The organism is Archangium sp., from assembly GCF_036277355.1.
Lineage (GTDB): Bacteria > Myxococcota > Myxococcia > Myxococcales > Myxococcaceae > Archangium.
Window position 1 is genome coordinate 24,127 of sequence record NZ_DASUNC010000101.1, and the last position, 11,544, is coordinate 35,670.

General features: G+C 67.7%; 11 protein-coding genes. 6 read left to right on the plus strand and 5 right to left on the minus strand.

The window, feature by feature from the left end; all coding sequences use genetic code 11:
* Positions 1–7 precede the first annotated feature (7 nt).
* The 4 genes from VFZ09_RS26030 to VFZ09_RS26045 are packed head-to-tail and all read right to left on the minus strand — an operon-like array spanning position 8 to position 3,926.
* On the minus strand, positions 8–1,609 hold the full coding sequence (locus VFZ09_RS26030; protein ID WP_329730363.1) for a caspase family protein: 1,602 nt from the start codon (positions 1,607–1,609) through the stop codon (positions 8–10).
* A complete protein-coding gene (locus VFZ09_RS26035) occupies positions 1,606–2,355 on the minus strand; it encodes an ACP synthase (RefSeq protein WP_329730364.1) in 750 nt (249 codons plus the stop codon). Before VFZ09_RS26035 ends, VFZ09_RS26030 begins: the two co-directional genes overlap by 4 nt.
* Positions 2,352–2,891 carry a sigma-70 family RNA polymerase sigma factor gene (locus tag VFZ09_RS26040; protein WP_329730365.1) on the minus strand — a complete coding sequence of 180 codons (540 nt, stop codon included), beginning with the start codon at positions 2,889–2,891 and terminating at the stop codon, positions 2,352–2,354. Before VFZ09_RS26040 ends, VFZ09_RS26035 begins: the two co-directional genes overlap by 4 nt.
* A gap of 39 nt (positions 2,892–2,930) precedes the next feature.
* Positions 2,931–3,926: a hypothetical protein gene (locus VFZ09_RS26045; protein ID WP_329730366.1), complete on the minus strand. Its 996-nt coding sequence runs from the start codon at positions 3,924–3,926 to the stop codon at positions 2,931–2,933.
* 210 nt (positions 3,927–4,136) lie between these two features.
* Between VFZ09_RS26045 and VFZ09_RS26050 the strand changes: the two genes are divergently transcribed.
* The 5 genes from VFZ09_RS26050 to VFZ09_RS26070 all read left to right on the plus strand — a co-directional run bounded on the left by VFZ09_RS26050 (position 4,137) and on the right by VFZ09_RS26070 (position 8,364).
* Positions 4,137–4,994 (plus strand): hypothetical protein, encoded by an 858-nt coding sequence (locus VFZ09_RS26050; RefSeq protein WP_414640744.1) that lies wholly within the window; start codon positions 4,137–4,139, stop codon positions 4,992–4,994.
* Positions 4,978–5,682 carry a metallophosphoesterase gene (locus VFZ09_RS26055; protein WP_329730367.1) on the plus strand — a complete coding sequence of 235 codons (705 nt, stop codon included), beginning with the start codon at positions 4,978–4,980 and terminating at the stop codon, positions 5,680–5,682. Before VFZ09_RS26050 ends, VFZ09_RS26055 begins: the two co-directional genes overlap by 17 nt.
* Before the next feature lie 281 nt (positions 5,683–5,963).
* Complete coding sequence (locus VFZ09_RS26060; protein ID WP_329730368.1) at positions 5,964–6,818, plus strand: hypothetical protein; 855 nt, start codon at positions 5,964–5,966, stop codon at positions 6,816–6,818.
* A 45-nt stretch (positions 6,819–6,863) separates the two neighbouring features.
* A complete protein-coding gene (locus VFZ09_RS26065) occupies positions 6,864–7,196 on the plus strand; it encodes a cytochrome P450 (protein WP_329730369.1) in 333 nt (110 codons plus the stop codon).
* Positions 7,197–7,440: 244 nt separating this feature from the next.
* Positions 7,441–8,364 (plus strand): hypothetical protein, encoded by a 924-nt coding sequence (locus tag VFZ09_RS26070; protein ID WP_329730370.1) that lies wholly within the window; start codon positions 7,441–7,443, stop codon positions 8,362–8,364.
* A gap of 51 nt (positions 8,365–8,415) precedes the next feature.
* Here VFZ09_RS26070 and VFZ09_RS26075 read toward each other — a convergent pair whose 3' ends face one another.
* Positions 8,416–10,017, minus strand: a complete 1,602-nt coding sequence (locus tag VFZ09_RS26075) for a serine/threonine protein kinase (protein ID WP_414640746.1) — start codon at positions 10,015–10,017, stop codon at positions 8,416–8,418.
* A 600-nt stretch (positions 10,018–10,617) separates the two neighbouring features.
* Between VFZ09_RS26075 and VFZ09_RS26080 the strand changes: the two genes are divergently transcribed.
* The gene (locus tag VFZ09_RS26080; protein ID WP_329730372.1) at positions 10,618–11,502 is read left to right on the plus strand and encodes a hypothetical protein; all 885 of its coding nucleotides are present in this window, start codon (positions 10,618–10,620) and stop codon (positions 11,500–11,502) included.
* Positions 11,503–11,544: the final 42 nt, after the last annotated feature.

The following is an 11,544-nucleotide window of genomic DNA, read 5'->3' on the forward strand; positions in this document are numbered from 1 at the left end:
CTCCCTGTCAGAGGCGGTACGTCACGAGCGCTCCGAGCTCCCAGTAGCCCAGGGAGCGCTGTGCGTCGACGTTGTAGAGGAGGTAGTGGACGCGGGCGCGCCCGGTGAGCTCGAAGCGGTCCGATAGCCGCCAGCGCACGCCGCCCACGAGGCCCGGGGTGAGCACGGCGTAGAACTGGTCCGGGAGGCTCGCGTCCTCGAAGTCGCGGCCCATGACGAGGTAGGCGAGCCGGGGGCCCACGAAAGGGGAGAAGCGGCCCAGGGGCCACTCGGCCACGAGCGAGGTGCCCACGTTCAACAGCGAGTACCGGTAGCGCGGCCCCGAGAGCGTGGGGAGCTCCAGCGTGGCCTGCCGTCCGCCGAGCGACAGATCGACGTCCCAGCGCCAGTTCTCGCGGAAGTAGTGGTGCAGCCCCACCTCCAGGCCGAGCAGCGGCGTGGAGAGGAAGAGGTTCTCGCGCGTGGGCGTGTCGAAGAAGGAGTGGTAGCCGCCGGTGAGTCCCAGCGTCCAGTACGTGCGCAGCGCGCGCTCGCGAGGCGCCACGCCCTTCACCGGGTCATCCGAGAAGGGCGCATCGTGCAGCCGGGACTCGTCGAGCACCGTGGTGCGTCCGCGCTGGACCTCGGCCTCGCCCACGCGCAGCCGGTCCGCCAGCCGGCGCTTCACCGTGTACCGGCCCGGGGCCAGGGCCAGCCGCCGCTCGGCGTCCACGGCCTTGTCCACCTCCGCCACCACCAGTCCGGCCGGGTTCACGAAGTAGTAGGCCCCCGCGGGCGCGGTGCGAGGCACCAGCAGGCCCTCGTCGCGTCCCCGCAGGTCCGTCAGCACCAGGTCGCCATTGCCGGCGAGGTCGTAGCTGAAGGTGGGGTGCTGGGCTCCGGCGCTGCTGTCCGCGGTGTCCGCCACCGTGCGGGCGTAGGCATGCGAGTACGCCTCGAAGAGCGTCACCTGCCCGTCGCCCGAGCGATCCGCGTCCCCCATCATCCCGCTGCCCAGGTGGTGGGAGAAGTAGCTGCCCCCGAGCAGGTCCGACTCTTGCGAGTCCTCGTCCGCCGAGCTGGAGGTGAGGATGACGAGCCCCCGGGCCTCGCGCGTGGCGCTCGTGTCGATGGCGAAGGCCGGGGCGCGCCGGGCCCCCTTGGTCCGCGTGAGCGCTCCGGAGCGGCACGAGTCCAGGATGGCGATGCGGATGTCCGCGGGGGCCGCCAGCAGCCGGCGCTTGAGCGACTCCAGGTCCAGCGCGCTGTCTCCCAGCCGCAGGGCCCCGTCCTTCGCATGGCCCGAGTAGTAGACGATGAGCGCGGTGCGCTCGCCCCGGGCCCGAGCCACCTTGGCGCTCGACTCCAGCTCGGCGAGGGCGCGCAGGAAGTCCCCGGCCTCCTCGTCCAGCAGCAGCCGCGCGTCGCCGTACTCCACGCCACCCAGCCGCGTCAGCAGCCCGTGCATCTTGCGCGCGTCATCCCGGGCGAAGCGCAGGGGCCGGGTGTCCGCGCCACCGTCGTCATTGCCCACCACCAGCGCGAAGCGTCGCAGCGGCTGCGCCTGCACGGCCGCCGCCAGCACCAGCGCCAGCACGAACACCAGCCCTTGTCCGGACGGGCGGCTCATGGCTTGCGCAGCAGCCAGTGGGTCTCCTCACCGCCGGAGCCTAGCGTGGTCATGTTCTCCACCTTGCCGCCCGCCGCCTCCCAGGCCCGCCGCGCCGACGCCCGCACCGCCTCCACGCTCAGCGGCCGATCGGAGAGCACCATCACCACGCGCTCGTAGCCCGCGCCGCTGAACACCACGCTGTCGGGCAGCCAGTGCCGGCCGGGGCCCGCCTCCACCGGGAGGCTCATGCCGTCCTGGGCGTAGAGCTCCGACACCTCACCGGCCGCGTCCACCGACACCGCGAGCACGTACCGGTAGGGCCCGGCCACGTACGCCAGCCGCACCTTCTCGTCCGACTCCAGCGCCTCGGTGTCTCCCGGCAGGACGCCGCGCTGGGGCCCGCCTCCGCCGACCCGCAGCTCCGCCGAGGCTCCGCCCTTGAGCCGGTTGACGGGCGGCTGGGAGAGCATCGGCCGCACCAACAGCACCAGCAGCACCGAGGCCGCCATCGCCACCAGCACCCCATTGCGCAGGGGCCGCGAGGGCTGCGTCTTCGGCTTGTTCAACGCGCGCTCCACGCGGGCCTCGAAACGCTCGAAGGGCACCTGCGCCTCGAAGCGGGCCTGGTCCGTCTCCAGCCCCTTCACCACGTCCTGGCACTCCGCGCACCCGGACACGTGGGCCCGGGCCTGCTCGGCCTCCTTGCCGGGAAGCTCTCCGGCGTGCAGCCGCCGCAACGTCCACTCCGACAGGTGCGCGCTCATGGGACCTTCAGCTCCTCGTTCGACATCGCGGCGAACTGCTCCAGCCGCTTCCGCACCGTGGGCACCGAGCGCCCCAACATCGCGGCCACCTCTTCCAACGTCATCCCGTCCACCCAGTAGTGCACCACCGCCGCCTGCGTCTCCACATCCACCCGCGACAGCAGCGAGCGCACCAACTCCCGCGTCTCCAGCTTCCGAGCCCCGTCATCCCCCTCGGGGCGGGCCAGCTCGTCCCGCTCGAACCAGCGCCGCCACGGCGCCCGCTCCGCGCGCAGCTGGTTGAGGCAATGGTGGGTGGCGATCTTCATCAACCACGCCAGGGGCGAGGACTCGTCGCGCAAGCCCTCCGAGTGGGTGAGGGCGCGGGCGAACACCTCCTGCATCGCGTCCTCGGCCCGGCTGGCGTCCTTCAACAGGTAGCGGCAGCGCCCATACACGCTGCCGCCATACGCCGTGTACAGCTCGCGCAGGACCGTGCGCCGATCCTTCTGACCGCCGTCGATTCCCGTTAGGACCGGTGGACTCGCTCCTGCCACGAACTGCCTCGTCTCGCTGCGGGTTGAAGGGCGGCGAGCTTACAACGAGGAGTAGCTGGCCGTGGCGAAGACGCAGTCGGTGGCCTCGGCGCCGTACTGCACCTGGGGCAGGGTGTAGCTGGCATACAGGTAGCGGCTGGCGAAGGCCGGGTCCCAGCACTCGCTGGCGTGGCCCTTCTCCGCGCCCAGGTCCCCGCCCGACAGCTCCACGTCCGAGCGGCCGGCGCCCGTCTCCAGCCAGCGGCTCTTGATGGTGAGGGTCTCCTTCTTGTCCGAGCCCTCCGCCTTGTACCAGTCCTGGACGAGCTTGAAGTCGAACTGGCCGCCCTGGCCAGGCGTGGCGGCGTAGCGGTAGTCCGCGTCCACGCGCTTGCTGGCGTCGTTCTCGTCACGCACCTGGCGGAACGCCGCGTCCACCGTGGCGGCGCTCGTGTCGTCCTGGCGCGCGTACTTCACCGTGAAGCGGCCCACGTTCGCGTCGTGCTCGGGCAGCGTCGCCTGCTTGTCCCAGTCGAGCGTGAACTCGCCCGTGCCGAAGCCCCTCACGGGCTCGCCCGCCTCGTCCACCGCGGCGGTATGGGTGCCGGTGATGACGTCCACGAAGGCCGAGTCCTGTGCCTCCTTCGCCTTCGCCGACACCGTGTAGCTGTAGGTCTGCTCGCCCGTCTTCTTCACGGTGAGCTTCCACGTGTTGCGCGCGAGCGCCTCGGTGTACGGGCCCCACACCGCGGTGTCCTGGGTGAGCGTGGTGGGCGGGTACTGCGTCACCTTGTCCACCAGCCCCAGCACCCACAGCGTGCCGCCGTTGACCAGCACCGTCGTGGCCCGCGTCAGCTTGTACATCTCGCTCAGGTCGCCCTTGCCCTGGGCGTGCACGGCCTCCGCGGACGTGAGCCCCTGGCCGCTCTTCTCCGGCGTCTTCACCTCCACCAGCTCCTTCGTGGGCAGCACGGAGCGGAACTCCGTCTCCCGGTCCATCCGGCCACAGCCCGCGAGCATCAGGGCGGAGATCAGCAGGCTCTTGCGCAGCGTCATGTTCGTTCCCTCTCGGTTGTCCGCCCGGCCTTCGCGTCCGGTGCGGGTCATCTGCCCGTAGGGACACAGCAGGGTCCAAAAACAGAAAAGGCGATTTTCGGTTCGAGCAAAACCCAGGGATTCCAGGGGGTTGGAAGTCCCCTGGCCGCCCTCCAGGCATACCGGACGGGGGCTCCGACGAGAAAAAGGACCCGTTCCTAGGTTTGGCCCATGGAAAAGCGACACCCCAACCACCCCGGGGAGATGGGAATCGACGCCTCGCTCGCCGAGAGGAACCGCACCACGGACGAGATCAACGCCCGTGGCCGGGCCATCGAGGTGTTGCTGGACGCCGGCGTGCCGTTCCTGGTCGGCGGCGCCTACGCCTACTCCACCTATACGGGCATCTATCGCGACACCAAGGACCTGGACCTCTTCCCCCGCAAGCGGGACGCGGAACGGGCGCTGGTGGAGCTGGAGAAGGACGGCTGGCGCACCGAGCGCGCGGACGAGGTGTGGATCTACAAGGCCTACAAGGGCGAGTACTTCGTGGACTTCATCTTCTCCTCGGGCAACGGGGTGGCCACCGTGGACGACGAGTGGTTCGTCCACGCGAGGACGGCCTCCGTGTTCGGCCACCCGTGCCTCATCGCGCCGGCCGAGGAGACCATCTGGTCCAAGGCCTTCGTGAACGAGCGCGAGCGCTACGACGGCGCGGACATCAACCACCTCATCCTCAAGATGGGGAGGGGGATGGACTGGGAGCGGCTGCTGCGGCGCTTCGACCGGTACTGGGAGGTGCTGCTCAGCCACCTGATGATGTTCCGCTTCGCCTACCCGTGCGAGCGGGACCTGGTGCCCACGTGGCTGATGACGGAGCTGATGTCGCGCACGCTGGACACGCTCAAGGAAGGCAACTGGGACGAGCGGCTGTGCCGCGGGAATCTCATCTCGCGGGTGAACTACGCGGTGGACATCCATCACTGGGGCTACGGCGATGGCCGGTCCTGGGATGAACGAGATCGAGAGAAGGGGGAGGCACGTGGCGCGGGACGCGAACTCGAAAATACGCTTGGCGGCGGTCGGTGACCTGCACTGCCGCGAGGATCAACACGGCCGCTTCCGTCAGCTCGTCAAGCAGGTCAACGCGGAAGCGGACGTGCTGCTCCTGTGCGGAGATTTGACGGACCGGGGCATGGTGGAGGAGGGCAAGGTGCTCGCCGAGGAACTCTCGGCGCTGCGGGTGCCGGTGGCGGCGGTGCTCGGCAACCATGACTACGAGCACAACCAGGCCAAGGAGATCTGCGGTGAGCTGTCGAGGGTGGGCGTCCACATCCTTGATGGGGACCACTTCATCTTCGAGAAGGTGCTGGGCGTGGCGGGGGTGAAGGGCTTCGGCGGAGGCTTCGGCAACGCGACGCTGCAGGCCTTCGGCGAGGGACAGACGAAGTCCTTCGTGCAGGAGGCGGTACACGAGTCGCTGAAGCTGGAGGCGGCGCTCAGCCACCTGGATACGCCGAAGAAGGTGGTCATCATGCACTACGCCCCGGTGCCGGAGACGCTGGAAGGGGAGAACATCGAGATCCGCCCCTTCCTCGGGACGAGCCGCCTGGCGATGCCGGTGGACCACTACGGCGCGGAGGCCGTCTTCCACGGGCACGCGCACCATGGCGCGCCGGCTGGAAAGACGAAGAGCGGCATCCCCGTCTACAACGTGGCGATGCCCCTCATGACGAAGATGCACCCCGACCAGCGCTTCATGCTGCTCGAGGTGTGAGCGCCCGCTTCGCGAGCAGGCTTCGCTGCTCTGACGGTGAGCGCCAGGCGAAGTCGCCTGGCGGCCCGAGACGCAGCGCCGCCCGCCAGGCGGGAGCGTCGCGGTCGCGCCAGGGGTCCGCGAGCCGGCCGGCGGAGGTCAGCGCCAGACGATCGAGCCCGGGCTTTACCGTGTCAAGGCGGAATGCCTTCGCGCGCTGCGTTGACGCTCCGTCCGCCCCGGAAATAGGCTCGTACGGCACAGGGCCATCGCCGTCCTTCGGAACAGGGGCATTCCTTATCATGAGAATCGATATCACCGCGTTGCAAAGGCTCAATCAGGTCAAGGCGGACCGGCTGAAGACGATGCTCGATGATAGCGCCAGCCTCAACGGCTTCATCGCCCGGAATTCGGCGTGTCTGATCAACACGACCACCACGGAGTACAACCCGGCGAGCATCTACGATCCGCAGTACGTCAATCCGCAGGGCAGCCTGCTGATCGAGATCGCGGAGTGGTTCTTCAGGAACTACACGGCCGGGTACATCGTGGGCATGCTGTGCCACGAGGTCGGCGCGCACTACATGGCGGACCATGCGTTGCGCATCCAGCCGGTCAGCCAGCTGCGGGGGCTGGTGGAGCGTCCGATCACCCACGCGGTCCAGGCCATCGCGCGAAGCCGCCAGAACAGCGAGGAGCGCATCAAGGACTTCTCCTTGAAGGTCCAGGACGCCGCGACGAACTGGTCCTACACCCCCAGTGACGCGAAGCAGCCCGATCACATCTTCGCCAGCTGTTACGGTTACGCCCGGTACAATTACTATCGCGGGCTGATGATCGAGTTCGCGGAGATCATCGCCCTCTATCGCCGCAATGACGCGGACTCATTCTCCGCCCAGGATCTGCCGGACCTGATCGACTGCTGGCTCATGGACATCTCCTCCATCCTGGCGACCAAGGACGCGCGTGGCTGGGGGCCCGCCTACGCGTGGTGGGTCTCGACGGCCTATGCCGCGCACCTGGCTCGCCTGAAGGCGGATGTGAATGGTTTGACGGCCGATGCGGATGTGCGAGCCGCCGTCCAGAACATGCAGAACAAGTCGTCCGCTCGCGTCTTCGCCGACTACGGGCAGATGATCCCCCGGCTGTTCATGTAGACGTCTTCGGGCCTCCTGGATTGACTCGGGGGCGGGGCCTCTTCGATGCTTCGCGCCGAGGTGGAGCTGGGCGGGGTGAAGCTGCCGGCGTACGCGCCCGTGGCGCTGATGGTGGGCTCGGCCAACCGGGACGAGCGGGTGTTCGAGCGGGCCGATGAGCTGGTGTTGGAGCGCCGCACGCAGCAGCACATCGCCTTTGGCTATGGCGTGCACTTCTGCCTGGGCGCGCCCCTGGCCCGGATGGAGGCCCGCATCGGCCTGGAGGAGCTCTTCTCCCGCTGCCAGGGCTTCGTCCTCGCCCCGGGGGAGCTGAAGTGGAACCACTCCATCGGGCTTCGCGGGCCGGTGGCGCTGCCCCTCCGCGCCATCCCCGCGTGAGCTGGCTCCACCTCGGTCCGCGAGTTTCCTTGGCCTTCAATCTGGGATAAAGCCAGTCCTCGCCCAGATGCTCCATTCCGTGTGTGCCATGTTCCAAAAGAGAATCATTCCCGTCCTATTCCTCGCTTGCTGGACTCCGCTCTCTTCCGCGTACGCGGCGGGAGAAGCGCCTGTCGACGTCAAGAAGAAGGAGGCTGCTGAAGACACCAGGAAGGAGGGGGCTGACGACGCCAAGAAGCAGGAGGTGGTCGTTCCCAAGATCACCATTGGAACGATCCGCCAGGCCCGCCGGAACGGCGAGTACGAGAAGGCCCTCGAGCTCATCGGGCTCGCGCGTCAGAGCCCGTTGGACACGCCCGAGTTGCTGGCCTTGTCCCTCTACGAGGGAATCCTCTTGTATGAGGTGGGACGGTTCGTGGAGTCCGGAGATGCTTTCGAGATGGCGCTGCTGATCCGGCCCGAGGCGAAGCTTCCCGAGCCGGTTTCGCCCAAGATCGAGAGCCACTTCGAGACCGTCCGGAAAAAGGCGCTGCTGGAGACGAGCACCCCCACGCCCCCGGACGCCAGGCAGAAGCCTTCTCCCGGGGCTTCATCGAATTGCCCGACCGGGCACATCATTCCCAATGGCAGGACCTTGCAAGCACAGCAGTTGTGGCGCCTGGCCATGATGAACCAGATGCTGTGCGTGCGAGGCATTCAGGGGGGCGCGGTGGCGGGGCGCTTGTCGGAATTCAAGGCCCAGGTTTCGAAAGCGAGCTCGCCCACGGAATGGGTCCGCGTCATTCAGGAGATCGACCAGTTCGCCAGGGAGTACTCCCTCTATCCGTTCAACTCGGATTGGACTCACGTGAAGTCCCTGGTGCCAGAAGAGCGCTGGGAGCTCGGCGACGAGGACCAGGATGTGGCCCTCCCCGAGCCCCCCGCCTCAGCCGATGAAGAGCCGGCGAGTCTCCTCGGGTGCCGGGCGGCTGTTGCTCCCGACTGCGAGCGGCTCATGCGGCGCCTGCTGCTGCTCCAGAATCAACTCCCTGGGGTCGAGACCGCGAACAGGTTCACCGCGCGGACGGAGCTGCTGCACCTGGGCAAGAAGGTTCGGGAGGCCTTCTCCAGCGAGACATTGCAAGCCGCCTCGCGCGACATCGATGCCTGGCAGAGCAGGTGGCACTGACGTTCCACCCTCCACGGTTCCTGGGGTGGAGCCGTGGAGGGCTCGCTCTCCTCACTCCTCGAGCATGTCGATCTTGAGGAGGTTGTCCTGCCCGGCTTTGACGTCCACCTCGCGCTCGATCGTCCTGTCCGGGTGGACGAACTTCACGAAGTGGAGCCCCGCGGGCAACTCCAGGGGCTTCATGGGGGTGTGTCCCTTCTTGATGCCATCCACGAAGACGGTGGCGTAGGGATAGACGCGCAGCTCCAGGGTTCCCTTTCCCCTGGCCTTGGGCGCGGGCGGAGGGACGGGGGTGAGGGGTTGCTGGACCACCTGCATAGGTGAATGCTGCACCACCTGCTCGAGTGGCTCTTTCTCCGCCTGCTCGGGTGACTTCGTCGCTGGGTCGGTCAGCGGCGCGGTGTTCGGCACGCAGCTCCCCGTGGCGATGCTCAGGAGCGCCAACGAGGCAAGCGCCCACGACGGCATCACGGGCCGGCTCGCCGACTTCGGCATGCCGGGGCGCGACATGCCCGGCTCCCCACCCGGGAAGCCCGCCGCCTGCTGCTGGGGAACCCGATGATTGGCGGTCTGGAGCACGATGGGTCCGGACGGCCGTCGGGGCCGAACCGGGGCCGTCACGGGGGTGCCGGCGGCCCTCTGCTCCTCCTGCTTCGGGGCCTGGGGGGCGCGGTGATTCGCCGTTGCCGCCTCGGTCGTGGGCGCGGAGGAGCGCTTCCGGGTGAGGCCCGGGGGGACGGGCGTGGGCGTCTTGAGCGGCCCCTTCGTCACGGGGAGCTCATCCCCCGGGCTCGTGTTGGCGCGGTTGATGAGATGCGCCACCTGCTGCATCGTCACGGGCGCACCGGCGGAGACGATGAACTTCTCCAGCTCGGCCTGGAAGGCGTGGCAGTCCGCGTAGCGTTGATCGCGATCCTTGGCGAGGACCTTGTTGAGGATACGCCGCAGCGGAAAGGGAAGATCCGGACGGAGCTCGGCCGCCGGGGTGTGCGGCTCGAAGAGGATGGCCTGCATCAGCCCGGCCTCCGACTCCGAGGCGTACGGCCGCTGGCCCGTGAGCAGCTCGTAGAGCACCACGCCGAGCGCGTACACGTCCGCGCGTCGATCCAACGGCTTCGCGCGCAGTTGTTCGGGCGGCATGTACGGGAGCTTGCCCTTGACGACACCGCTCTCCGTCTTGTGGCTCTGCCCGGCGGCCTTGGCGATGCCGAAGTCCACCACCTTCACCGCGCCCTGCCGGGACAGCAGGATGTTGTCCGGGCTGACGTCGCGGTGGATGAGGCCTCGTGCTTCACCCGTGTCGGGATCGGTGAAGTCGTGGGCGAAGGCCAACCCCTCGCAGGCGAGGGAGATGATCCGGGCGCACACCGTTGCGGGCAGGGGCTGTCCCTGGGCCGCGGCGCGCTTGATGAGCGTGCGCAGGCTCGGCCCGTCGATGTACTCCATGGCCAGGAAGTAGGTGCCCTCGGCCTCGCCGAAGTCGAAGATCTGCACGATGTTCGGGTGCGTGAGCCGGGCGGCGAGCTTGGCCTCGGACAGGAACATCTGGACGAAGTCGGGTTCCGCGGCCAGCTCGGGCAGGATGCGCTTGACGACCAGGGTCTTCTCGAAACCCATGGGGCCGGCGGCCTTGGCGAGGAACACCTCGGCCATGCCTCCCGCGGCGAGCTTTCGCACCAATTCGTATTTTCCCAGCCGTTGCTGTTGCGTCACGGGTCCCCTCTTTTCCCTGCGGATCTGGCATTTCCATGCCGGACTCTCGCGAGGACGCGCTCCCAGGTTCAGCGGGCCCCCAAATATCAGGTGGCACTCAACTTGTCGTGCACTTGTCTGCACATGTGATGTGCGTGATGCGTTTTAAAGCAGTACAGGTCTGGAGGTCGGGCAAGCCCTGGCTGAATCAACCAGACTTCAGCAGCTCACGAGGATGTCAGGATTTCAGTTTCACGGGAGTGAGCTGTCTTCACTGGATCCATCCCGTCATGCGAAGCCGGGGTGAGCCCGGTTGCGGCCGATGCAGGGCCTCGCGGCGTGTCTTCACGTCTCGGGGGAAGACCGAACAGCGCATGGCGCAGCGCGAGCAATGGAACTGAACCTCGGCGCCCACCGCGCCGGCTTCGACGGGGGTCTCGAAAAACCGGCGGGAAATGGTTCTTTCACCCCCAACTGTGCTCTTTTCGCCGGGAGCGAATGTTGGTTCACCCCCGGTGAGCGCGCGGAAGCGTGCCGCCAATCCCCTCGCAAGGAGCAGACATGGGCCTGGAAATCCAGAGCAAGAACGTCTCGATGAACAGCGCGACGCCCTCGGAGTTCAACTTCAACAGCGAGATCTCGCAGTACGTGGCGGGCATCGCGTCGTTCCAGTTCAGCTACGGCAATGACGACCACCACATCGAGCAGTTGAGCCTCAACCTCACCTCGAACAGACCGTCGAGCCAGAAGGTGACCGTCTCGGTGACGGCGATCATGTCCGATTCGAGCGGCAATCAGATCAACCTGCAGAACTCGTACGTGACCGTCACCGTGATCGCCTGGACGGGCGCCTCGACCAACGCGGTGCTGCTCAACCCGGCGGTGAGTGTCGCCAACGGTGGGAGGAGCGATGGCATCAACCTCCCGGACTCCAGCGAGCCCATCCTCCAGGCGGCGCTCGCGGGTTTCAACTTCGCGTACTCCGATGACGACCACCACGTCCAGTTCCTCCAGGCGTCGGTGGGCTCCCAGCAGAACGGCAGCGTGGGCTTCATCACCGCGACTGCGAACATGAAGGACGACAGTGGGCACTTCGCCTCGACCCAGTCCGCCAGCGGCCTGCTCATCGCCAGCTCCACCTCCCAGCCGGGCTTCGTCGTCGTGCCGTACTCGGACCAGAGCCCGCAGGTCCGGACGATTCCGATGGGAACCCCGGTCAAGGACGCGGTGACCTTCATCACCGGCTTCCAGGTCCAGTTCGCGGCTCAGGACGATCACCACGTGTATCGCCTCGGTGCCGGGCCGGACAAGGTCTGGGTCGACACCGGCGACAACACCCAGGTCCAGACCACGGGCGTCCAGGCCTGGATGGCGGACAAGAGCGGCAACATCCAAAACAACAACAAGAGCAGCTGCAGCATCATCGTCGTCGGCATTCCGGCGTAGCGGACGCTCCCCCGGCCGCCGTTGCCTCACCGCCCGCTCCGC